This is a genomic window from Mesorhizobium sp. M0664, assembly GCF_040320565.1.
GTDB lineage: Bacteria > Pseudomonadota > Alphaproteobacteria > Rhizobiales > Rhizobiaceae > Mesorhizobium.
The window spans coordinates 92,067-114,473 of record NZ_JAMYPW010000001.1; the positions used below are offsets into that span (position 1 = coordinate 92,067).

The window sequence follows — 22,407 nt, forward strand, 5'->3', positions numbered from 1 at the left end:
TAATCTTCCCGAAGCGGACCGAGTTCGCTTAGTCACCGATCAACGATTGGTCAGGAAAATCGCTTCCTCGTCGTCGCGCTGCCTGCCGCCAAGTGCTGCAGCCGCGCTGGCAATGAAGGCCCCGACGACCAGCGACAGCGCGCCAATCAGCGAGAAGGTGGCGCCTGCCTTTCTGGCGGTGTCGGCCGCCTGCTGGGCCTTGACCTTGGCGTCCTGCGCTCTGGCGATTACCGTATCGACGCGAGCGGTGGCATCCGCTTCGGACAGGCCTGTGCGGGCGGCCACCAGCCGCGACAGATAGGTCTTGTCGTCGGCCGATATTTCGCCTGCTGCGGCACTCGCGACTAGAATGCGCGATGCCTGCGCCGTTGCCGCGGCGTCGCTCTCCGGGTTGGCGGCAGCGAGCCTTGCCGGATCGGCCGGGCGGAACAGCGTATCGACGAAATACCATGTGGCGTTGTCGGTCGAGGCGCTACCCGCGTTTGCAGCAGCACCTGCCGAAGCGCCCATTGCCGCGCCCGATGCCACAGTCGAAGCAGCCTGGACACCGGTACCTATCGCGGCCGAAAGCGCCGTGCCGAGCACGCCGGCGACGAGCAGCGTCGCCAGCGCCCAGGCCAGGAAGCCGTGAGCGGTATCGCGGAAGAAGACTTCATCGGTGTGGATGCCGACCCATTTGGTGCGCAGGCGTCCGGCGAGGTAGCCGCCCAGGGCCGACGACAGCCACTGCACGACGATCAGCCAGACGGCGGTGGAAACGGCGAAAGTGGTGACTGACGCACCCGAGCCGGACCATGGCGACACCATGCTCAGCCCAAGCCCGGAGCCGAGCAGCATCAAGATGAAGGTAAGCGTTGACGCAGCAAAGGCGCCGGCGACGATTGGCCCCCAGCTGACAGCAGCGGAAGCGGATTCCGTCGGGGCGGAAACGTCGACAGCTGTTACGGTGGACTGCATCGAAGCCTCCCTACCGTGCGAACAGCATGATCAGAATAATGATCGGAATTGGGACTCCGAGAAGCCAGAGCAAAATGCCACGTCCCATGGATGCCTCCTGCGGCGATTGTGATCAACTACAATGCCTTGAAAGCCTTTCCGTTCCGGCGGTCCTGGTGATCTTTGTTGCGTTGCAGCAGTCGTATTGGTGCGCCAAGGCGCACCAATACACTTCATGCCTGCTGGCTGGGTATCTGGATGGCGGCTCAGATGTCCAGATTGGCAACCGACAGCGCGTTTTCCTGGATGAATTCGCGCCTTGGCTCGACCTCGTCGCCCATCAGCCGTGAAAACAAGCTGTCCGCATCAGTCGCGTCATTGACCTTGACCTGTAACAGCGACCGCACATTCGGGTCGAGCGTCGTTTCCCAGAGCTGCTCGGCGTTCATTTCGCCAAGGCCCTTGTAGCGCTGCATGGTCAGGCCCTTGCGGCCGGTGGCAAACACGGCATTGAGCAGTGCCAGCGGCCCCGAAATGGTTTCCGAGACATCCTTGCGGCGCAGCACCGGCGGCTCGCCGTAGATTTCCGCCAGGCGCGGCGCATAGCGGTCGAGCTGGCGTGCGTCGGCGGAATTGATCAATGCCAGGTCGAGATGCGCGAACTCCTTGACGCTGCGCACCGTTCGCTCGAAGACATAGCCGCCAATGCCCTCGTTCGAGGTCGACATGCGGCCGATCCAGCCGCGCTCGGTGTCCTCGGCGATAATGTCGAGACGACGGGCAACACGCTCGGCCGTTTCGTTGGCGCGGCGGAGGTCGGTGAAGATCTCCGGGTTGAGCGCGCCGGCAATCGCTGCCTGCTCGACCACGCCTCTGTTATAGCGCGTGTGCAATCCGTTGATGAGTTGGCGGACAGCCAAGGCGTCGTCGATGGCGCTGCGCAGGTCCTGTCCAGCCCGCACCTCGCCTGTGCTGAGCGCAAGCGACGCTTCTTCCAGCCCGGAGCCGATCAGGAATTCCTCGAAGGCGGCTTCGTCCTTGATGTATTGCGAGCTCTTCCCGCGCGTCACCTTGTAGAGCGGCGGCTGCGCGATGTAGAGATGCCCGCGTTCGATCAGTTCCGGCATCTGCCGGAAGAAGAAGGTCAGCAGCAAGGTGCGGATGTGGGCGCCGTCGACATCGGCGTCGGTCATCAGGATGATCTTGTGGTAGCGCAGCTTGTCGGCGTTGAACTCGTCCTTGCCGATCGAGGTGCCGAGCGCGGTGATCAGCGTGCCGATCATGTCGGAGCCGAGCATGCGGTCGAAGCGGGCGCGCTCGACATTGAGGATCTTGCCGCGCAGCGGAAGAATGGCCTGGTTCTGGCGCGAACGGCCGCCCTTGGCCGAGCCGCCGGCGCTGTCGCCCTCGACGATAAAGATCTCGGATTTCGCCGGATCGCGCTCCTGGCAATCGGCCAGCTTGCCGGGCAGCGAGGTGACGCCGAGCGAACTCTTGCGGGTGATGTCGCGTGCCTTGCGCGCGGCTTCGCGCGCGGCAGCGGCCTGGATGACCTTCTCGATGACCGCCTTGCCCTCGGTCGGGTGCTCCTCGAGCCAGGTGCCGAGCGCTTCGTTGACAAGCCCTTCGACCACCGGGCGGACCTCGGACGACACCAGCTTGTCCTTGGTCTGCGAGGAGAATTTCGGGTCGGGAACCTTGACCGACAGCACCGCGGTCAGCCCTTCGCGGCAATCATCGCCGATCAGCGCCACTTTTTCCTTCTTGGTCAGGCCCGAGGAGTCGCCATAGCCGGTTATCTGGCGCGTCAGCGCACCGCGGAAGCCTGCCAGATGCGTGCCGCCGTCGCGTTGCGGGATGTTGTTGGTGAAGGCCAGCACGTTCTCGTGGTAGCTGTCATTCCACCACATGGCGACTTCAACCGTGATGCCGTCGCGCTCGGCGCGGATCGAGATCGGCTTGTCGAGCAACGGCTTCTTCGTCCGGTCGAGATATCGGACGAACTCTTCCAGCCCGCCATCGTAGTGCAGTTCATGGCGCACGATGTCGGCATGGCGGGCATCGGTCAAAACGATGCGCACGCCGGAGTTCAGGAAGGCGAGCTCGCGCAGCCGATGCTCCAGCGTACCGTAGTCGAATTCGACCATGGTGAAAGTCTCGGACGACGGCAAAAACGTGATTTCGCTGCCGCTGCGCCCTTCATAGGTGCCGGGGACCTTGTCTTGTTCATAACTGCCGGTGATGCGCAGCGGCGCGTCGGCATTGCCATGCGTGAAACTCATCTCGTAGATCTGGCCGTTGCGGCGGATCTTCAGTTTCAGCCAGGCCGACAGGGCGTTGACGACCGACACGCCGACGCCGTGCAGGCCGCCTGAGACCTTGTAGGAGTTCTGGTCGAACTTGCCGCCGGCATGCAGCTGCGTCATGATCACTTCGGCCGCTGAAATGCCTTCGCCGGTGTGGATATCGGTCGGAATGCCGCGGCCATTGTCGATGACCGTCACCGATCCGTCCGGATTGAGCGTCACTGTCACCAGGTCGGCATGGCCGGCCAGTGCTTCGTCGATGGCGTTGTCGACCACCTCATAGACCATGTGGTGCAGGCCCGAGCCGTCGTCGGTATCGCCGATATACATGCCCGGCCGCTTGCGAACGGCATCCAAGCCCTTCAAAACCTTGATGGAATCGGCGCCGTATTCGGCTTCAACGCCGTTGGCGATGTCGGTCTGGTCGCTCATGAAAACCTGTCTGATTGATGCCGTGTGCAGAGCGCGAAAAATCGGCTTCGAATCGCGCATTCCTAATGTCGTAGATATAGGCGCAAAAGGCGGTTTTTCCAAGGTTTGCAGGCATTTCGGAACGGAATGACCATCGCGTGAGCAGGCTATCGGCGCCTGGCTTCGATCCTGGCCAGCCGCTCACGTAAAAACTTGATCATGAACTTGTGGCGCGGTGCCAACCGCCCGCTCCGGTCGAGCTCGAGCGTCATGTCGAGCGCCTTGGAAAGCACAGCCTTCGGGTCCTTTGCGACTTGGGCGTAGTCGATATAGGCGACCACCAGGTCGCGCTGCCAGGTGGCGTTGTCCGGATCGGACCGGGCAAGTTTCTCGCGAATGGCCAGGCTGTCCTGAAGGGCTTGCCGGGCGCCCCTGACGTCGCGCTGCCTGAGGCGCAGCGTGGCGACTTCGGACAGCGTTATCGACAAGTCCCGCTGCCAGTCGGAATTGGCGGGATCGAGCTTGGCCAGCCTCTGCGCAATCGCGTAGCTGTCCAGATAGGCTTTCAGCGCGCCTTTGTGGTCGCCCTGTATCGCCAGGATGCCGGCGACTTTCTCGATGCACACGGACAGGTCGCGCTGCCATTCGGTGTTGTTCGGGTCGCCGGCGGCGAGCACGCTGGCCTGCGAAAGTGCCTCACGATAAGCCGAAAGTGCCGCCGGCCAATTCTGCTGGTCGCTCAGCGCATTGCCGATCTTGGCGTTGCCGACCGACAGGTCGCGCTTCAACTCGGTGTCGTCCGGATCGCGTTTCGCCAGTTGCTTGACGATCGCCAGACCTTCCTTGTAGGCCGCCAGCGCCCCGGCGGCGTCGCCGCGTTCGCGCAGCAGGTCGCCTATCGTATCGTGGCTGACCGAGACGTCACGCTGCCGGTCGGCGTCTCCCGGTTTGTCCGCCGCCAGCGCCAGCCGCACCTTCAGGCTCTCTTCATAGGCCGCCTGTGCGTTGTCCAGTTGGCCTGCGATATGGGCAAGGTGACCGATCTCATCGTAGGTGATGGTCAGGTCGCGCTGCAGTTCGGCACGGTCCGGCTCTCCGGCGGCGAGCTGTTTCTTGATCGACAGGCTTTCCTGGTAGACCTCTGCGGCGCCGGCCAGATCGCCTTGCGTCGCCAATACGTTGCCGATCTTGTCGTCGGCCATGGCGAAGTCGCCGAACCACTCCAGATTGTCCGGTTCTGCCTCGGTCAGGCCCTGCAGAATGGTCTTGGCGGTCTCATTATTCTGCAGCGCTGACGGCAGATTGCCTTGCGCCATCCGCACGTTGCCGAGCTTGACGTGGCTGACGGCGAAGTCGCGCTTCACGTTGAGATCGGTTTCATGATGCGACCGCCGCTCGAGATCGGCTTGCAGCGCCTCGAAGGCACGGCCAGCCGCATCGATATTGCCGACCGTGGTATACAGCTTGCCGAGCTCGTCCAGCGTGCGGATCAAGCGGTCGGCGTCGTCGAGCGACAGCACCACCTGTCCGGCTTCGTCATAAAGCGCGAGCACGGACTCATAGTCCTTGATGGCTGTGGCGTAGTCGAGGTCGGCGCGCGCCGCCCCGCCGGACAAATAGCGCGTTGCGGCCTCGGAGAGCGTGCGGCTGACGAAATTGGCCTTCAAAGCGTTGCGAGAGACACTGTCGATCTCGGCTGCCTCGGCGAGCTTTTTCCGCGCCGCATCGAACGCTCCCAGCGAAAGCTGCTCTTCGGCCTGCCGGCGCAACGCCGACACTCTGAGATCGTCGGATCCAAGCGTCTGCATTTCGCTCCGCACCTTGACGAAGGCGTCGGCTGCCTCACGCAGCCTGGCGTTCAGACTGTCCGCGGAGAGGTGGCCGGCATCGGAACTGATCAACGCGCCATAGAGCGGTGCCAGCGGCATGTCGGCGTCGCTGGCGATCTTCTCCACTTCGCCGCGCATCTGAGGCGTCACCTCGGCCATGGCCAGCAACAGGCGTTCGCGTTCCGGCAATTTCTCCTTGGCCGAGGCGGCAAAGAACAGCTGCGGCAGGCCGCTCTCGACATAGGGCAATTGCTTGCCGCGCGAGAGGTCGTAAACCTCCTGCTGCACGAGCGTCAGCACGGAGCGGATCTCGAGACCTTCGGTGCCGAGGTATTTCGTCAGCGCCGCGGTAAACGGCGAATTCTGGTCCGTCCCATCCGCGGCGGTCTCGCCGGGCGCCGCCGAGAAGGCAAACAGGATGTTTTCTGCCCGCCCGATGCGGCCAAGACCCGGCCGGACCTTGTCGCTGACCTCTTTTACCAGCGCCGCTGCGCCGCGGCCTTCGCCGCCCGTAGCCGCAAACGGATCGCTGCGGCAGGCATCGAGCACGATCAGTCCGACCTTGCTGGTGGCGGCGACGGTCGCGCGGATCTCCTCCAACGGCAGGCTGGTCCGTTCCAGCGTAGCGAGCGACGACGCGTCTGCATCGACCGGCAGGAGCCGATTCTCGCCGGCTATCTCGACGCCGTGGCCGGAGAAGAACACCAGTGCCACGTCGGCGCCTTTGGCATCCTCGCGGAAATCGTCAAGCGCCCGGCGCATGCGCCGCAGGTCGCGGTTGGTTTCGAGGAAGACCTCGAAACCGAGCTTCCTCAGCACAGTTTCCATGATCTCGCCGTCATTGACGGGATTGGCGAGCGGCCGGATCAGCCGGTAGTCGTTCTCGGCGATGACCAGCGCAGCGCGCCGCTCCGCCATTGCAGCGGAGGCCGTCGAGAGGATCAGCAGCAAGGCAAACAGAAAACGCAAATCGAACCGCCCTGGCCCGGTCATTTGCCGGAGCATTCCATCTCTTTATGGCATGAGCAAGTTATGGCATCGGCCAGTTCGGCCGTTCGCGTTGTTAGCTGGCGCGCATCGGCCTCAGCGCTTCGCTCCAGCGGAACAGCTCGTCCAGCATGGTCCTGGCCCCGCCGAGCACCTGCTCGCTGGGCAGGAAGGCGCCGGTCTCGTCGAGCAGCTTCTGGTACATCGGCAGCGCCACGCCTTCCGGAATCGGCATGACACCGACGGCGGTCAGCAACGGTTTGACCGCCTGCGCCGCTCGCAAACCGCCGGAGACACCGCCGTAGCTGAGGATGGCGGCCGGCTTGTATCGCCATTCCCTGAGCAGGTAGTCGACCGCGTTGACGATCGCGGGAGCGGTGAAATAATTGTACTCCGGCGCCACGAAGACGAATGCGTCGGCTGCGTCGATTGCTTTCGACCAGGCTTTCGTGTGGCTGTTTTCGTATTTGCCGAGTCTCGGATGATGCGGCTCGTCCAGCACCGGCAGGTTGAATGCGGCGATGTCAGTGAGCACCGGCTCGAATTTGCCATGCTCGCGCGCAAAGCTCTCCAGCCACTTTGCGAAAGCGGGTCCGGCGCGGCCCGGCCGCGTGCTGCCGATGATGACGTTCAACTGGTGCTTCAAGGCAGGCTCCCGCCGGTTCTGACATCTGTGGTGCTGCCACCTAAGACACGCAGCCGGACACAGCAAGCAGGCACTTTCCGGTGCCCGGGTCACATTCCAGAGAGCGGATGCATCACCTTGTCGTCCGGTCACATGGACGCCTGCCTTGCCCGCCACTACATTGAGGTGTCAGCGGAGCAAGCCATGGACAGTCAGCCCGTCCCCTTCGTCCCGCCGGCGCCGAAGCCGCGCACCGCGCCGCCTTCAACGCTGGAGATGATCCGCATCGTCTACCGCAATCCGCTCGAACTGTGGGGTGAGGCGACCTACAACGAGCCCTGGATTTCGGTGAACGGCGTCGGGGGACCGCTGGTCATCGCCAACGATCCCGGCCTCATCCGCCATGTGCTTGTCGACAACGCCAAGAACTACAAGATGGCCACGGTGCGCCAGTTGATCCTGCGGCCGATCTTGCGCGACGGGCTGCTGACCGCCGAGGGCGAAGTGTGGCGGCGTTCGCGCAAGGCGATGGCGCCGGTGTTCACGCCGCGCCACATCTTCGGCTTCGCCGAGCCGATGCTGAAACGCACGCTCGAATTCGTCACCCGTTACGAGCAAGGTGGCACGTCGGATATCGCCCACGACATGACGCTGCTCACCTTCGATATCCTGGCCGAGACGCTGTTTTCGGGCGAGATATCGGGCGAGCCCGGTAGCTTCGCCAAGGAGATCGATCGCCTGTTCGAGACGATGGGCCGGGTCGATCCGCTCGACCTTTTGCGTGCGCCCGACTGGCTGCCGCGCCTGACCCGCATCCGCGGACGCAAGACCATGGCCTACTTCCGCAAGATCGTCACCGACACGGTGCAGATGCGCGAGGCGCGGCTGAGGCGCGCTCCGGACACCGTGCCGCAGGATTTTCTCACGCTGCTGTTGAAGGCTGAGGGACCGGGTGGGCTGACCCGGGCCGAGGTCGAGGACAACATCATCACCTTCATCGGTGCCGGCCACGAGACTACGGCCAGGGCGCTCGGCTGGACGCTCTACTGCCTTGCCGAAGCGCCGTGGGAGCGCGAAAAGATCGAGCACGAGATCGATGCGGTGTTGGCGCGTGAGCCCGACCCGACGAAATGGCTCGACGCCATGCCGCTCACCCGCGCCGCCTTCGACGAGGCGCTCAGGCTCTATCCGCCGGCGCCGTCGATCAACCGCGAACCGATCGAGCCCGAAACCTGGAACGGCCTCTACATACCGCGACGTGCCGCGGTGCTGGTGATGCCGTGGGTCGTCCACCGCCATCGGAAATTGTGGGACCGGCCGGACGCTTTCATGCCGGAACGCTTCCATCCGGGAAACCGCGAAAAGATCGATCGTTTCCAGTATTTGCCGTTCGGCGCCGGCCCCCGCGTCTGCATCGGCGCCAGCTTCGCCATGCAGGAGGCAATCATCGCGTTGGCGATCATGCTGTCGCGCTACCGTTTCGACGCCACCGCGGAAACCCGCCCCTGGCCGGTGCAGAAGCTGACGACGCAGCCGCAAGGCGGCCTGCCGATGCAGGTCACCCGGCGCGCCTCGTAGGCAACCGGACGTCCGTTCGTATTATGCGGCGGACTTGCGTTGGAACTGGCCGGCGGCGCGGTAGCGCCAGAGATAGCTGGGCAGGATGGTTCCGATCGACCGTGGCTGGATCCCGAGGCCGGCGAGCGTCCGGTTGTCCTTGACGGCGGCTTCCGACACGACATTGTGCTGGCGCAACAGCAGGACTTGGTCCTTGGTCAACAACGGATTGGGCAACAGCCCGAGAATTGATGCCTGGAGGTTCGCCAGCCACCATGGCACGGGCAGCAAAAACCGCTTGCGTTCGATGATGATAAGCAGCTGTTGCATGCATTCCTTGAAGGTAAGCACTTGCGGCCCGCCGAGTTCATATATCCGGCCGCCCTGGACCTTGCCGTCGACCGAATGCGCCACCGCTTCGGCGACGTCGCCGACATAGACCGGCTGGAATTTCGTCTGCCCGCCGCCGATCAGCGGCAGCACCGGGGAAAAGCGGGCCATGTTGGCAAAGCGGTTGAAGAAACCGTCCTCTGGCCCGAAATTGATCGATGGCCGCAAGATCACGGCGTCTTGGACCGTCTCCAGAACGGCCTTTTCGCCGAGCGCCTTGGTACGCGCGTAGTCCGATTGCGCGTGGAGATCCGCTCCCAGAGCCGAGATGTGGGTGAGGCCGGCGCCGACGGCGCGCGCCGCTTCAGCGACAGCGCGCGCGCCGAATTCGTGGACGGCAGTGAATTTCTGCCGGCCGGCCTCATGCGCGATCGCAACCAGATTGACGACATGGTCCGCGCCTTGCACGGCGCGGTCGACCGACCAGCGCACCCGGACATTGGCCTGCACCGGCTGGATCTGCCCGACATTGCCGAGCGGCTGCAGGTGGCCGGCGAGATCGGGCCGACGGCAGGCAACCCGGATGCGGTAGCCGCGCTTGGCCAGCGCCCGCACGACATGACGACCGACAAACCCGGAGCCGCCGAACACGACCACGAGCTTTGGGGTCTGCAGGATTTCGGTCATGGCTGGCTCCGGCGGCTATCCAGATGGCTTGGTTGAAGCCGTTTCATAGTCGGTTTCGCGCCAAAGGCAAAGGGTGACCATCGGTCGCCCGGCATTGTTGAAGCATGATTTCCAGTATCCGTTGGAAACGGCAGAAAACCCGCCGACGCCGGGCTTTAGGTAACTCCATTCGGGACAGGAACCTTTGTTCCGGCCGGCGATTTTAGGATGTATGGTTTGATTCCGAATGGAGGATATTGCCGATGACGACAAAACGCGTTGCGATCTTCGCTCTGGCTTTCGCAACAGGCTGCAGCATTGGTGCCTCGGCATTCGGGGCAAACCGGCATCACCACCAAGCTCAACCCGAACGCTACGTTCCGGCCAACGGCAACATCATCGACATTCTGTTCGGTGGCCCGCGCTACTATGACAACCACCTGTTCACGACGGCCGCCGAACCCTGCTCCTACAACAGGGTAGGGCCGGACGCGAATGCGGCGAACGTCATCAACGATCATTATTGCGGGAAGTAGGCTCGCGCTGCCGGATCGGCCGGCGTTCTCAGCCGCTCATCGGACAAACGAATTTCTTCAGGACGAATAGCGGGCGGCGAATTCGGAAATGCGCTGCACCACGGCTTTCGGCGCGCTTATGCCGCGCGCCGCCGCCTTCTCCGCGGCCTCGGCCCGGGCACGCCCCGGCACATGCACGCCATAGCGCCGCCGCAGCCGGTCGAGTTGATCCTTCATCCGCTTTTCGAAGTTCGGATCGAGCAGCTTGGGCTCGACGGCAAGCACGAACAGGCCGGTCCCCGGACTGTCCGGCCCGCCGCTGAACCATGGCGCATCGAGCGACCAGTTGGCGCCCGACAGGCCCGCAGCCAGCACCTCGACCATCAGCGCGATGTTGGCGCCGCGCTGGCCGCCGAAGGCAAGCATGGCGCCCTTCATTGCAGCTGCCGGGTCCGTGGTCGGATTGCCGCTCGCATCCAGTGCCCAGCCTTCGGGTATCTTCTTGCCGTCCTCGGCCGCCTTGCGGATGTTGACGAAGGCGGTGGCGCTCGACGATTGGTCGATGACCAGCGCCGCCCCGTCCGCGGCGGGTGCCGCAAAGGACATCGGGTTGGTGCAGTAGACCGGCTTGACCGAGCCCGAGCCGGCAAGCACGGCCGGGCCGTTGGTGGCGGCGAACGACACCAATCCCTGCGCGGCCAGCCTTCCGGTGAAATAGCCGAGCGCGCCGCACGTATAGGCATTCTTCTGCGAAAAAATCGCGACGCCGAACAGCCGCGCCGCCTTGGCGAGTTCATCGATCGTGCGGTCGAAACCGGTATGCGCCAGTCCGCCGCGCGCATCGGAGAGATAGACCGCGAGCGCCGGCCTGGTGATCACCGGATCGGCGTTGCCGTCGATGCGGCCGGCTTCCAGCGCTTCGAGATAATCGATGAAGTGCGACAGCCCAACGGTCGACAGTCCTTCCGCCTCGGCCGCGACGATCGAGGCAGCCAGCGACTGCGCCGCCTCTTCGTTGGCGCCAGCGCCAAGTGCGGCCATCCGGCACAGCCCTGTCGCCTGGTCGAGACTGAGTTGCATCGTAGCTGCCCTGAAATTTCAGCGAGTAGCGAATAGGGAGTAGCGAGTAGGGAAATCAGCAAAACTATTCGCTATTCACTACTCCCTATTCGCTAACCGATCTTGTTCGGAATCCGCGCCTCGATCTTGCCCAGGGTGAAGACGAGGATGCCGGTGATCGCCATATAGATCAACGCCAGGAGCAGCAAGGGTTCATAGGTGAGGTAGGTATCCTGACGCACCTTTGAAGAGACGGCGAATATGTCGATCACGCTGATGGTCGCCACCAGCGGCGTCGATTTCAGCTGCAGCACGATTTCGCCCGTCAGTGTCGGCAGCGCGCGGTAGAAGGCCTGCGGCAGCCAGATTCGCCGGAAAATCCTCCACCGGCTCATGCCGAAGGCGCGGGCGGCTTCCAATTGGCCTTTCGGTACGCCGGCAAAAGCGCCTCGCATCACCTCGCCCTCATAGCCGGCGAAGGACAGCGTCAGCCCGAGCACGCCATAGGGCCATGCCTGCCTCAGATAGGGCCACATCCAGGACTCGCGAATCCATGGATATTGTGGAAACAGCGAGCCCAGTCCGTAATAGAGCAACCAGAGCTGCAGCAGCAGCGGCGTTCCCCTGATGACCGTGCAGAAGGCCTTGGCGGGCGCCGCGAACCAGAAAGAGCCTGCGGCTTGTGCCAGTCCGAGCGGCACTGCGAGCAGGAAGCCCAGCGTGCAGGTGACGGCAAGAATCCACAGCGCGCGCCAGATGCCGAGCAATCCCATCCCGTAATATTTCGGCAGCCAGTCCCAGCGCATGAAGACGGCCGCCGCCAAAACCAGCCCCAGCGCGATCAGGATCAGCGCGATACGATGCGGCTTCAGCCACAGCGAAGCGCGTGCGGCTATCTCGACGGCCGCTTCGCCAGTCATCGCCGGGCCAGCCATCACCGGGCCTCCTTGAGCGACGGCATGCCGCGGCGGGCCCATGTCTCGATGCGGCCGACGATCAGGTTCGAAACCAGCGTCAACAGAAGGTAGATCGCGCCGGCGGCGATAAAGAATGTCAGATAGGCTTTGGTCACGCCGGCCGCCTGCCGTGTCGCCAATGTCAGCTCGAAAAAGCCGACGACCGCCAGCAGGGCTGTGTCCTTGGTGGCGATCAGCCAGAGATTGGCAAGGCCGGGTATGGCGAACGGCAGCATCGCCGGCAGCGTGATGCGCCGCAGCAGCAGGCCGGGAGACATGCCATAGGCGCGCGCGGCTTCGATCTGGCCCTGCGGAATGGCGAGGATCGCGCCGCGGATCACCTCGGTCGAATAGGCGCCCTGGACGAAGCCGAGCACGGCAATGCCGGCCGCCAGCCCGCTAATGTCCATACGCTGATAGCCCGTTGCCGTCAGCATCTGATTGATCAGGTCGGTGCCGGCGTAATAGAGCAGAAGGATCAGCACCAGCTCCGGCACGGCGCGCACGACGGTCGTATAGACTGCCAGGAGATCGCGCACCACCGGACCACCATACAGCTTGCCGGAGGCGCCGCCGATGCCGATCAAAAGGCCGAGACAGGTGGCGCCGACCGCAATCTCGATCGTATGGAGCAGCCCGACGATGAGCGTTCCACCCCAGCCCGGCGGCACGGGCGAGAGAAGCGCGATGGCAGAGGCGGCCCAAGCCGGAACAAATGCGTCGATCAGCGTCGCCCTCGAATTGCTGGCGCTAAAACCGCCGGCGATTTCCGCCCGCGGAAGCTCGCGTCGATGGATTTCGACCAACCACGCGGCTCTATCGGGGCCGCGTGGTTAATCGCTCATGGATGAGGCCGTCAGTTCGACTGCGTGTCGGAGCCGTAAATATCAAAGTCGAAGTACTTCTTCGAAATCTCGTCATATTTGCCGTTGGCGCGGATGGCCTTGATACCGGCGTTGATCTTTTCCTTCAACTCGGTGTCTTCCTTGCGGACGCCGGCGCCGACGCCGGGCCCGAGAATGGCCAGATCCGGCGCGACCATGCCTTTCAGATCGCAGCATTGCTTGCCCTGGTCCGATTTCAGGAAGGCGTCGAGGGCGATGGAATCGGCCTGCACCGCGTCGACCCGGCCGGCGGCAAGATCCTGGTTGGCCTCGTCCTGGGTCTGGTATTCCTTGATTTCCGCCGCGTCGGCGAAGTGCTTCTTGGCGTAGTCGGCGTGTACGGTCGAGACCTGGACGCCGATGATCTTGCCCTTGAGGTCCTCCGGTGTCGAGCCGAACTTCTGGTCCTTCGGCCCGATGATCGCAGTCGGGGTGTTGTAATATTTGTCGGAGAAGTCGATCGTCTTCTTGCGTTCGTCGGTGATCGACATCGAGCTGGCGATGACGTCGATCTTCTTGGTCGTCAACGCCGGGATGATGCCGTCCCAGGCGACCGGCGTGATGACGCAGTCGAGCTTCTCTTCGGCGCAGACAGCGTCGATGAATTCGATTTCCCAACCGACCCATTTGCCGGAAGCATCCGGCGAGGTGAACGGCGGATAGGGCTCGGCAGCGACACCGATCTTGACCGGATCGGCCTTGGCCACGCCCATGGCGGCAACGCCAACCAGCAGCGCTGCGGCAAAGGTCTTGAGAATAATCTTCATCGTCATGACTCCCAGTTTTGTTGTTGTTCCCGGTTTTCGTCCGCCCACAGTTTAACTGATGTTGCGGATGAACTGCTTCAGCCTTTCGGATTTAGGTGCGCCGAAGATCTGTTCCGGCGGCCCTTCTTCCTCGACCAGCCCGTTATGGAGGTAAACGACGTGCGTCGCGACCTCGCGGGCAAACTTCATCTCATGGGTGACCAGCACCATGGTGCGGCCTTCGCGCGCCAGGTCGCCGATCACCTTCAGCACCTCGCCGACGAGTTCCGGGTCGAGCGCCGAAGTCGGCTCATCGAACAGCATGACGCGCGGATTGATGGCCAGCGCCCTGGCGATCGCGGCGCGCTGCTGTTGGCCGCCCGACAGATAGGCAGGATAGACGTCGCGTTTTTCGGCCAAGCCAACGCGGGCGAGCAATTTTTCCGCCTCGCCGATCGCCACATCGCGCTTGACGCCGAGCACATGCACGGGAACCTCGATGACGTTCTCGATCAACGTCATGTGGCTCCACAGATTGAAGTTCTGGAAGACCATGCCAAGCTTGGAGCGGATGCGTTCGATCTGCTTGCGGTCTGCGGGCACGGTGTGGCCGTAGCTGTCGGCCTTCAGCTTTATCTCTTCGCCATTGACCCGGATAATGCCGCTGGTCGGGTTCTCCAGGCAGTTGATGCAGCGCAGCAGCGTCGATTTGCCCGAGCCGCTGCCGCCAATGATGGCGATCACCTCGCCATCGCGCGCCGACAGCGAAACGCCCTTCAATACATGCAGCTTGCCGAAATTCTTGTGCAGGTTCTCGACGTGGATGGCTTCGGCAGCGCCGTTCTGCGCCGTATGCTTCAGGGCAGTGGCCGGCGCTGTCATCGTCGCGGTGCCCCGCGGAGCAGCCGAGGCAGTCCTTGCTGGAATTTTTTACCCATTACCCGTCACTGGACAGCGTTCCGATTCTCAAGATGGACCGTTCCGCTTGTCTCCGTCAACCGCAGTTTTTTGGACCATTGATCACCGCCTGCCGAGTGGCTATTGGCAGGAGAGGCGCGTTTCAGGAGAATTTAGTGGGCAAAGCATACGGGTCGCAGTCGATGGCCGGGACGCTGCAGCGCGTGCTGATGCGCTCCGCTGCCGGCGCCATGCGTCGGGCCGAAGCGCTGGAGTGGCACTATGGCCCCGGCTTCAATCCGCAAAAAGCGGCGGTCCAGCATGATGCGCTGGCCAGGCTGATTTCGGCCTCAGGCGCCGAAATCGAATGGCTGAGTGACGCCGACGACGGGCTTGCCGATTCGGTTTTTACCCACGATCCCTCGCTGATGACCGATCATGGCGCGGTCATCCTTGCCATGGGCAAGGCGCTGCGCCGGCCCGAGCCCAGCCTCCACGAGGCAGCCTATGGGCGCATGGGCATCCCCGTCCTCGGCCGAATCGAGGCTCCCGGCCAGGTCGAGGGCGGCGACTGCGTGTGGGTGGATGCAAACACGCTGGCCATCGGCCGCGGCGTGCGCACCAATCAGCACGGCATCCAGCAGCTCTCCAACCTGCTTTCACCCAAAGGCATCCAGGTCTATGGCTTCGACCTGCCGCTCTGGCAGGGCGAGGAGGCCTGCCTGCATCTGATGTCGGTGATCAGCCCGCTCGCAGACGATCTGGCGCTGGTCTATGCGCCCCTCCTGCCGGTCGCCTTCCACCAGATGCTGCGCGAACGCGGCATTCGGCTGGTCGAGGGCGACGCCGACGAATTCTTCGCCTCGAATGGGCTCAGCCTCAACGTGCTGCCGACCGCGCCGCGCCAGGTTATCGCCGTTGCCGGTTTTCCGAAGACGGCGGCTGCCATGCAAGCCGCCGGCTGTACGGTCTCGACATTCGAGGCCGATGCCCTGTGCATTGCCTGCGAGGGCGGCCCTACCTGCCTCACGCGCCCGGTGCTAAGACAATGACGACCATCGGCGAAGCGCTCATCACCTTGCTCGAAGCGCACGGCGTCGACACCGTCTTCGGCATTCCCGGCGTACACACGGTCGAGCTCTATCGCGGGCTTGCGCGATCGAAGATCCGTCACGTCACGCCGCGCCACGAGCAGGGCGCCGGCTTCATGGCTGACGGCTATGCGCGCGCCAGCGGCAGGCCGGGTATCGTCTTCGTCATCACCGGGCCGGGGCTGACCAACACCATCACCGCCATGGGCCAGGCGCGCGCCGATTCGGTGCCGATGCTGGTAATCTCGGGCGTCAACGCCACACCGACGCTGGGCAAAGGCCTTGGCCATCTGCATGAACTGCCGGACCAGCGCGGCATGATGGAGAAGGTGGCGCTGTTTTCGCACCGTGTCACCGAGCCCGGCGAACTGCCCAGCGTGCTCGCCCGCGCCTTTGCACTGTTCTCATCCTCGCGTCCGGGTCCGGTGCATATTGAGATCCCGACCGATGTAATGACCGTGCCGGCCAACGGCATCGTGCCGCTGCTGCGGAATTCAGCGCCGCCCGAGCCGGATGTAGCGGCGATTGCCGAGGCGGCAAGGCTATGCGCGTCTGCCCGCCGGCCGCTTATCCTGGCCGGCGGCGGCGCCAAAGCTGCCGAAGCGCCGTTGCAGCGCCTGGCCGAGAGGTTGGGAGCGCCGGTCGTCCAGACCGCCAATGCGCGCGGCCTGCTCTATCGCCATCCGCTTGGCGTGCCGGCCAGCCCCAGCCTGAAGGCGGTGCGTGCGCTGATGGCCGGCGCCGACCTGGTCATTGCCGCCGGCACCGAATTCGGTCCGACCGACTATGACGGCTATGGCGACGGCGGTTTTGTCCTGCCAGCCAATCTGATCCGCATCGACATCGGCGCCGACCAGCTTGCCCGCCGGTCGGCCCGGATTTCGATCCAGGCCGATTGCGGTGCAGCGCTCGAGGCGCTACGTGCCGAACTCGGCACGGGCCAGGCGCAATCGGTCGACGGCGCCGCTCGCGCCGCCGCGACGCGACAAGCGGCCTTTGCCGAGATCGGCCCGGCTATGCAGGCGCAACTGCGCGCCGTCGAGACGATCCGCGATGCGCTGCCTGGCGCGATCATCGTCGGCGATTCGACCCAGCCGGTCTATGCCGCCAACCTCTATTACGATCATGACCGGCCGGGCGGCTGGTTCAACGCCGCCACCGGCTTCGGCGCACTCGGCTATGGCCCGCCGGCGGCGATCGGAGCCGTCCTTGCCAGGCCTGAGGCGCCGGTCGTTTGCCTCACCGGCGACGGCGGCTTCCAGTTCACCCTGCCGGAACTGGGCGCCGCGCTCGACGCGGCGGCGCCGGTGATCTTCGCCGTCTGGAACAATCGTGGCTACCGCGAGATCGAAACCTCGATGCTTGACGTCGGCGTCGAGCCGGTCGGCGTCTCCCCGGCACCGCCGGATTTCTGCAAATTGGCCGAAGCCTACGGCATTGCCGCCGAGCGGATTTCCGGCACCGGCGGCTTGGCGGACGCGCTTGGGCGCGCGCGGGTGACTGGACGACCTTACGTCATCGAGATTTCGGTTGAGTGATCGCGCGAAAGGCGCGACCTTCCGCATCGGCGGCGCGCAATGACGGAGCGGTCGAATATGACGGAAACACTGGACGGCAGACATATCGTGGTGACCGGCGGCACCGGTGCCCTTGGCGGCGCGGTCGTAGGGAAACTGCTGGAGCAGGGCGCGATCTGCCATGTGCCCAACGCTCACGCTGCCGCGCCTGCGCATTTCCCTTTCCCGGCGCATGACCGCGTCAGGCTGGCGCATAATGTCGACCTTGCCGATCCTGCCAAGGTCGACGCCTTCTATGCCAGCGTTCCAGATCTATGGGCATCGGTGCATCTGGCCGGCGGCTTCACCGCGGCGCCGGTCGAGAAGATCGAACCCGCCTCCTTCGCCGAGATGATGGACACCAATGCCCGCACCACCTTCCTGTGCTGCCGCGCGGCGATACGCTCGATGCTGGAATCTTCCGTGCCGGGCCGCATCGTGAATGTCACCGCGCGAGCCGGGCTCGATCCGCGGCGCGGCTCCGGCAAGGTGGCGTACGCCGCCGCCAAGGCGGCAGTCGCCGCGATGACCGTGGCGATGGCCGAAGAGCTGAAGGGCAACGGCATTCTGGTCAATGCCGTGGCGCCCTCGACGCTCGACACGCCGGCCAACCGGGCTGACATGCCGAACGCAGATTTCAGCAGATGGGTCAGCCTTGAAGCGGCGGCCGAGGCCATTGCCTACCTTGCCTCGCCGGCCAACATGGCGATCAGCGGCACGCTGGTGCCACTCTACGGCCGGGCCTGAGCCTGCGGTCCGTCGCAAGCAAAGCTCACAAGCAAAAGCCCCGCCGGATCGTTCCGGCGGGGCTTTTTGTTTCGTTTATAACCCGCGCAAGGCGCGGTGTTGGCTTAGCTGCCCTGCTTCTTCAGCGCGGCACCCAAAATATCGCCCAGCGAAGCGCCGGAATCGGTTGAGCCGTACTGAGCGACCGCTTCCTTCTCTTCGGCGATTTCCAGCGCCTTGATCGAGACCTGCAGCTTGCGGGTCTTCTTGTCGAAGGCGATGACGCGGGCGTCGACTTTCTGGCCGACGGTGAAGCGCTCGGGGCGCTGCTCGTCGCGGTCACGGCTGAGGTCGGAGCGCTTGATGAAGGTCTCGATGCCGCTGTCGACCAGCCGCACTTCCAGACCGCCATCCTTCACGCCGATAACCTCGCAGGTGACGACTGCGTTCTTGCGCAGTTCGCCTGACGTCGCTGCTTCGCCGACCGTATCCTTGGCCAGCTGCTTGATGCCGAGCGAGATGCGTTCCTTGTCTATGTCGACGTCGAGCACCTGCGCCTTGACCATGTCACCGCGATTGTACTCCTCGATCACCTGCTCGCCCGGACGGGTCCAGTCGAGGTCGGAAAGGTGGACCATGCCGTCGACGTCGCCTTCGAGGCCGATGAACAGGCCGAACTCGGTCTTGTTCTTGACCTCACCCTCCACCTGGCTTCCGACCGGATGGCTGCGCGCGAAGGCCTCCCACGGGTTCTCCAGCGTCTGCTTGAGGCCGAGCGAGATGCGGCGCTTGGCCGGATCGACCTCGAGCACCACCACGTCGACTTCCTGCGTCGTCGACAGGATCTTGCCGGGATGCACGTTCTTCTTGGTCCACGACATTTCCGAAACGTGGATGAGGCCTTCGATGCCCGGCTCCAGCTCGACGAACGCGCCGTAGTCGGTGATGTTGGTGACGGTACCCTTGATCTTCTTGCCGATCGGGAACTTGGTGCCGATCTCGGACCACGGATCGCTCTCGAGCTGCTTCATGCCGAGCGAGATGCGGTGGGTTTCCTGGTTAATGCGGATGATCTGCACCTTGACCGTCTGGCCGATATTGAGGATTTCGGTCGGATGGTTGACGCGGCGCCATGCCATGTCGGTGACGTGCAGCAGGCCGTCGATGCCGCCGAGGTCGACGAACGCACCATAGTCGGTGATGTTCTTGACGACGCCTTCGACCACCTGGCCTTCTTCGAGATTCTGCACGATTTCCGAACGCTGTTCGGCGCGGCTTTCCTCAAGCACGGTGCGGCGCGACACCACGATGTTGCCGCGGCGGCGATCCATCTTGAGGATCTCGAAGGGCTGCGGGTTGTGCATCAGCGGCGAGACGTCGCGGATCGGACGAATATCGACCTGGCTGCGCGGCAGGAAGGCCACGGCACCGTCGAGGTCGACGGTGAAGCCGCCCTTGACCTGGTTGAAGATGACGCCTTCGACGCGTTCGCCCTTGGTAAATTTCTCCTCGAGACGGACCCAGCTCTCTTCGCGGCGGGCCTTTTCACGCGACAGCATGGCTTCGCCAAGCGCGTTCTCGATACGCTCGACATAGACCTCGACCGTGTCGCCGACCTTGAGCGTCGTGTCCTTGCCCTTGACGCCGAATTCCTTCAGCGGCACGCGGCCTTCGACCTTGAGGCCAACGTCGATGATGGCCATGTCCTTTTCAATGGCAGTGATGATGCCCTTGACGACCTGGCCTTCGCCGGAATGGCCGGCGGAAAATGATTCTTCGAGCAGGCTCGCGAAATCATCGCGAGTGGGATTTGCAACTGACATAGTTTCTCCTGGAATGCCCCGCAATCTGTCGCGGGGCGGGCGCCGTGGGTTAGCGTTGCGTTGGCCTGCCGGCGTTCCGGGCAAAAAGCCCTTGGCCGCCCTTGAGCGGCAATTCCGGCGCATGAAGAATGCTGACAGGCTGGTTCATGCCCGATATGGGAATTCTTTTTGTCGCCGGCAATCGGCGGCGGCAGGAAAACCCGGCTCAGGCTTCGTTTCTCTTGGCCAGGACATCGTCGATGATCGCCCGAGCTGCCAGAAACGCGGCTTCTATAGCCATTTCCGACGTGTCGAGCAAGTGCGCATCGGCGGCCGGCTTCAAGGGTGAGTCCATGCGGCCCATATCGCGCTCGTCGCGGCGCACGATATCGGCAAGGATTTCGTCGAAATTGGCAGTGCCGCCGATGCTCTCGATTTCATCCAGCCGCCGCTTTGCCCGCACCTCGGCACTTGCCGTGACATAGAGTTTTACGTCGGCATCGGGACAGACGACGGTGCCGATGTCGCGGCCGTCGAGCACCGCGCCAGGCGGTGTTCTTGCGAAGTCGCGCTGTTTCTCGACCAGGATGCGCCGCACCGACGGGATCACTGCCACTTTCGAAGCCGCCTCGCCAACGGCGTGTGCCGAAAGCACTGCGCGGTCGAGCTTTGCCAGATCGACCTGCCCGGCCGCGGTTTCAGCGGCCGAAACATTGTCGAGCGGCAGGCCGAGCCGGAGCAGCGCATGCGCCACCGCGCGATAGGTAAGGCCGGTATCGAGCAGGTTCAGCCGGTAATGGTCGGCGAGCCGTCGGGCGAGGGTGCCTTTGCCGGCGCCGGCAGGGCCGTCGATGGCGATGGTGAAGGTTGGGGTCATTGGCCGCCCACCGGAATCGAAAAGCGCAATGATCCAGCTAGGCGTGGCGATCCTTCGCGCCCCCCTCTGTCCTGCCGGACATCTCCCCCACTCGGGGGGAGATCGGCGGCCATCGCGGCTTTCGCCAATTGTCTACGTCGCAGGATTGAGCGGAGCGCCGAAGCTGCCAATCTCCCTCCTTGTGGGGGAGATGTCCGGCAGGACAGAGGGGGGCGCTGTCCCGCCGACGTTCCAGTTTGGCCCCAACCCCCAAGGCTATTGATTGCCATCAAGCTACTCGATCTCCGCCCCAAGCCCCTTCATCAGCCCCATAAACTCCGGAAAACTCGTTGCGATCATCGCCTGATCGTCGATGGTCACCGGTTTTTCCGTCGCCAGCCCCATCACCAGAAAGCTCATGGCGATGCGGTGGTCGAGATGGGTCTGGACGATGGTGCCCTGTCCGTTGGGATGCTGGCCGAGGCCCTTGCCGCCGGGTTTTCCGCGCACGACAAGCGAGGCCTCGCCCTCGGTGCAGTCGACGCCGTTGAGCTTCAGCCCGTTGGCGACCGCCGACAGCCGGTCGGATTCCTTCACGCGCAGCTCTTCCAGCCCGAGCATCAGCGTTTCGCCCTCGGCGAAGCTCGCCGCCACGGCAAGCACCGGATACTCGTCGATCATGGTCGGCGCCCGTTCGGGCGGCACGGTGACGCCCTTCAGCTCGGAATAGCGCACGCGCAGATCGGCGACATCCTCGCCGCCTTCGTTGCGCGGATCGATTATGTCGATGCGCGCGCCCATTTCCTGCAGCGTCAACAGAAGTCCGGTGCGGGTCGGGTTCATCAGCACGTTTTCGATTGTAATGTCCGAGCCGGGCACGATCAGCGCCGCCACCAGCGGGAAGCCGGCCGAGGAGGGGTCGCCAGGCACTGCGATCGTCTGCCCCGTGAGCTTGGCCTGGCCTTCGATGAAAATGTGGCGCACGCCGCGCTCGTCGGTCTCGACCGACAGATTGGCGCCGAACCCCTTGAGCATCTTTTCGGTGTGGTCGCGCGTCATAACCGGCTCGATGACGGTGGTGATGCCCGGCGTGTTCAGCCCAGCCAGCAGCACCGCCGACTTGACCTGTGCCGATGCCATCGGCACGCGGTAGGTGATCGGAGCGGCGTGCTTGGGCCCGTGCAGCGTGATCGGCATGCGGTCGCCGGGCGTCGCCTTCAGCACCTGCACGCCCATCTGGCGGAGCGGCTCGAGCACCCGGCCCATCGGCCGGCCGGACAGCGAGGCGTCGCCGATGAAGGTGGTTTCCATGTCATAGGTGCCGACCAGGCCCATGGTGAGGCGTGAGCCGGTGCCGGCATTGCCGAAATCGAGCGGGCCTTCCGGCTGCAGCAGCGCGCCGTTGCCGGTACCGCGGATCACCCACTCAGCGCCATGCTTCTCGATATGGGCGCCCATGGCCTTCATGGCAGCGCCCGTACGCATCACATCCTCGCCTTCCAGCAGCCCGGTGATGCGGGTTTCGCCGGAGGCCAGGCCACCGAACATGAACGAGCGGTGCGAGATCGACTTGTCGCCCGGCACCCGTGCCGCGCCTGAAAGGCCAGATGATTTGCGGGCGGTGGCCTGCTTCGGGGCGGCAGTGTGCGACATGGTTCTTTCCTGGAAACGC

18 protein-coding genes are annotated in these 22,407 nt (G+C 64.0%); 5 read left to right on the plus strand and 13 right to left on the minus strand.

Features of this window, described 5'->3' with window-relative positions; genetic code table 11:
- Nucleotides 1-39 precede the first annotated feature (39 nt).
- The 4 genes from NKI39_RS00435 to NKI39_RS00450 all read right to left on the minus strand — a co-directional run bounded on the left by NKI39_RS00435 (nt 40) and on the right by NKI39_RS00450 (nt 7,115).
- Nucleotides 40-957, minus strand: a complete 918-nt coding sequence (locus NKI39_RS00435) for a hypothetical protein (protein ID WP_352830284.1) — start codon at nt 955-957, stop codon at nt 40-42.
- Between the two features lie 245 nt (nt 958-1,202).
- The gene (gene gyrB, locus NKI39_RS00440; protein ID WP_352453677.1) at nt 1,203-3,674 is read right to left on the minus strand and encodes a DNA topoisomerase (ATP-hydrolyzing) subunit B; all 2,472 of its coding nucleotides are present in this window, start codon (nt 3,672-3,674) and stop codon (nt 1,203-1,205) included.
- A gap of 146 nt (nt 3,675-3,820) precedes the next feature.
- Complete coding sequence (locus tag NKI39_RS00445) at nt 3,821-6,487, minus strand: caspase family protein (RefSeq protein WP_352830286.1); 2,667 nt, start codon at nt 6,485-6,487, stop codon at nt 3,821-3,823.
- 58 nt (nt 6,488-6,545) lie between these two features.
- Entirely contained in the window at nt 6,546-7,115 is a 570-nt protein-coding gene (locus tag NKI39_RS00450) for an NADPH-dependent FMN reductase (protein WP_352681479.1), read from the minus strand.
- 183 nt (nt 7,116-7,298) lie between these two features.
- On the opposite strand from NKI39_RS00450, the gene NKI39_RS00455 reads away from it, so the two are divergent.
- Nucleotides 7,299-8,672, plus strand: coding sequence for a cytochrome P450 (locus NKI39_RS00455; protein WP_352469893.1), 1,374 nt, complete (start codon nt 7,299-7,301; stop codon nt 8,670-8,672).
- Between the two features lie 21 nt (nt 8,673-8,693).
- Here NKI39_RS00455 and NKI39_RS00460 read toward each other — a convergent pair whose 3' ends face one another.
- The gene (locus NKI39_RS00460) at nt 8,694-9,668 is read right to left on the minus strand and encodes a complex I NDUFA9 subunit family protein (protein ID WP_352501121.1); all 975 of its coding nucleotides are present in this window, start codon (nt 9,666-9,668) and stop codon (nt 8,694-8,696) included.
- Nucleotides 9,669-9,910: 242 nt separating this feature from the next.
- On the opposite strand from NKI39_RS00460, the gene NKI39_RS00465 reads away from it, so the two are divergent.
- Nucleotides 9,911-10,183 (plus strand): hypothetical protein, encoded by a 273-nt coding sequence (locus tag NKI39_RS00465; RefSeq protein ID WP_352540381.1) that lies wholly within the window; start codon nt 9,911-9,913, stop codon nt 10,181-10,183.
- A 57-nt stretch (nt 10,184-10,240) separates the two neighbouring features.
- Here the strand turns inward: NKI39_RS00465 and NKI39_RS00470 are convergent, their stop codons facing one another.
- From NKI39_RS00470 to NKI39_RS00490, 5 genes are all read right to left on the minus strand, one after another.
- Nucleotides 10,241-11,242 carry an Ldh family oxidoreductase gene (locus NKI39_RS00470; protein WP_352830289.1) on the minus strand — a complete coding sequence of 334 codons (1,002 nt, stop codon included), beginning with the start codon at nt 11,240-11,242 and terminating at the stop codon, nt 10,241-10,243.
- Nucleotides 11,243-11,334: 92 nt separating this feature from the next.
- Complete coding sequence (locus tag NKI39_RS00475) at nt 11,335-12,141, minus strand: ABC transporter permease (protein ID WP_352830589.1); 807 nt, start codon at nt 12,139-12,141, stop codon at nt 11,335-11,337.
- A gap of 14 nt (nt 12,142-12,155) precedes the next feature.
- Nucleotides 12,156-12,821 carry an ABC transporter permease gene (locus NKI39_RS00480; protein ID WP_352830592.1) on the minus strand — a complete coding sequence of 222 codons (666 nt, stop codon included), beginning with the start codon at nt 12,819-12,821 and terminating at the stop codon, nt 12,156-12,158.
- 212 nt (nt 12,822-13,033) lie between these two features.
- The gene (locus NKI39_RS00485; protein ID WP_352469896.1) at nt 13,034-13,828 is read right to left on the minus strand and encodes a transporter substrate-binding domain-containing protein; all 795 of its coding nucleotides are present in this window, start codon (nt 13,826-13,828) and stop codon (nt 13,034-13,036) included.
- Between the two features lie 51 nt (nt 13,829-13,879).
- A complete protein-coding gene (locus NKI39_RS00490) occupies nt 13,880-14,689 on the minus strand; it encodes an ABC transporter ATP-binding protein (protein WP_023676274.1) in 810 nt (269 codons plus the stop codon).
- Nucleotides 14,690-14,907: 218 nt separating this feature from the next.
- Between NKI39_RS00490 and NKI39_RS00495 the strand changes: the two genes are divergently transcribed.
- Genes NKI39_RS00495 through NKI39_RS00505 form a run of 3 tightly spaced genes read left to right on the plus strand, consistent with a single transcriptional unit; the run spans nt 14,908 to nt 18,098 of the window.
- Entirely contained in the window at nt 14,908-15,756 is an 849-nt protein-coding gene (locus tag NKI39_RS00495) for a dimethylarginine dimethylaminohydrolase family protein (protein ID WP_352830595.1), read from the plus strand.
- Nucleotides 15,753-17,333: a 5-guanidino-2-oxopentanoate decarboxylase gene (locus NKI39_RS00500; RefSeq protein ID WP_352830292.1), complete on the plus strand. Its 1,581-nt coding sequence runs from the start codon at nt 15,753-15,755 to the stop codon at nt 17,331-17,333. The genes NKI39_RS00495 and NKI39_RS00500 overlap by 4 nt, the downstream gene beginning before the upstream one ends.
- A gap of 57 nt (nt 17,334-17,390) precedes the next feature.
- The gene (locus NKI39_RS00505; protein ID WP_352464463.1) at nt 17,391-18,098 is read left to right on the plus strand and encodes an SDR family NAD(P)-dependent oxidoreductase; all 708 of its coding nucleotides are present in this window, start codon (nt 17,391-17,393) and stop codon (nt 18,096-18,098) included.
- 104 nt (nt 18,099-18,202) lie between these two features.
- Here NKI39_RS00505 and rpsA read toward each other — a convergent pair whose 3' ends face one another.
- The 3 genes from rpsA to aroA all read right to left on the minus strand — a co-directional run bounded on the left by rpsA (nt 18,203) and on the right by aroA (nt 22,388).
- On the minus strand, nt 18,203-19,900 hold the full coding sequence (gene rpsA, locus NKI39_RS00510; protein WP_023676278.1) for a 30S ribosomal protein S1: 1,698 nt from the start codon (nt 19,898-19,900) through the stop codon (nt 18,203-18,205).
- Nucleotides 19,901-20,105: 205 nt separating this feature from the next.
- Nucleotides 20,106-20,756, minus strand: a complete 651-nt coding sequence (gene cmk / locus NKI39_RS00515) for a (d)CMP kinase (RefSeq protein WP_352813851.1) — start codon at nt 20,754-20,756, stop codon at nt 20,106-20,108.
- Between the two features lie 273 nt (nt 20,757-21,029).
- Nucleotides 21,030-22,388, minus strand: coding sequence for a 3-phosphoshikimate 1-carboxyvinyltransferase (gene aroA / locus NKI39_RS00520; RefSeq protein WP_352769039.1), 1,359 nt, complete (start codon nt 22,386-22,388; stop codon nt 21,030-21,032).
- Nucleotides 22,389-22,407: the final 19 nt, after the last annotated feature.

Coding starts and splice junctions, on each gene's coding strand:
- NKI39_RS00435 (WP_352830284.1), bottom strand. CDS start 957: ATGCAGTCCACCGTAACAGCTGTCGACGTTTCCGCCCCGACGGAATCC.
- gyrB (WP_352453677.1), bottom strand. CDS start 3,674: ATGAGCGACCAGACCGACATCGCCAACGGCGTTGAAGCCGAATACGGC.
- NKI39_RS00445 (WP_352830286.1), bottom strand. CDS start 6,487: ATGCTCCGGCAAATGACCGGGCCAGGGCGGTTCGATTTGCGTTTTCTG.
- NKI39_RS00455 (WP_352469893.1), top strand. CDS start 7,299: ATGGACAGTCAGCCCGTCCCCTTCGTCCCGCCGGCGCCGAAGCCGCGC.
- NKI39_RS00460 (WP_352501121.1), bottom strand. CDS start 9,668: ATGACCGAAATCCTGCAGACCCCAAAGCTCGTGGTCGTGTTCGGCGGC.
- NKI39_RS00465 (WP_352540381.1), top strand. CDS start 9,911: ATGACGACAAAACGCGTTGCGATCTTCGCTCTGGCTTTCGCAACAGGC.
- NKI39_RS00470 (WP_352830289.1), bottom strand. CDS start 11,242: ATGCAACTCAGTCTCGACCAGGCGACAGGGCTGTGCCGGATGGCCGCA.
- NKI39_RS00475 (WP_352830589.1), bottom strand. CDS start 12,141: ATGACTGGCGAAGCGGCCGTCGAGATAGCCGCACGCGCTTCGCTGTGG.
- NKI39_RS00485 (WP_352469896.1), bottom strand. CDS start 13,828: ATGAAGATTATTCTCAAGACCTTTGCCGCAGCGCTGCTGGTTGGCGTT.
- NKI39_RS00490 (WP_023676274.1), bottom strand. CDS start 14,689: ATGACAGCGCCGGCCACTGCCCTGAAGCATACGGCGCAGAACGGCGCT.
- NKI39_RS00495 (WP_352830595.1), top strand. CDS start 14,908: ATGGCCGGGACGCTGCAGCGCGTGCTGATGCGCTCCGCTGCCGGCGCC.
- NKI39_RS00500 (WP_352830292.1), top strand. CDS start 15,753: ATGACGACCATCGGCGAAGCGCTCATCACCTTGCTCGAAGCGCACGGC.
- NKI39_RS00505 (WP_352464463.1), top strand. CDS start 17,391: ATGACGGAAACACTGGACGGCAGACATATCGTGGTGACCGGCGGCACC.
- rpsA (WP_023676278.1), bottom strand. CDS start 19,900: ATGTCAGTTGCAAATCCCACTCGCGATGATTTCGCGAGCCTGCTCGAA.
- cmk (WP_352813851.1), bottom strand. CDS start 20,756: ATGACCCCAACCTTCACCATCGCCATCGACGGCCCTGCCGGCGCCGGC.
- aroA (WP_352769039.1), bottom strand. CDS start 22,388: ATGTCGCACACTGCCGCCCCGAAGCAGGCCACCGCCCGCAAATCATCT.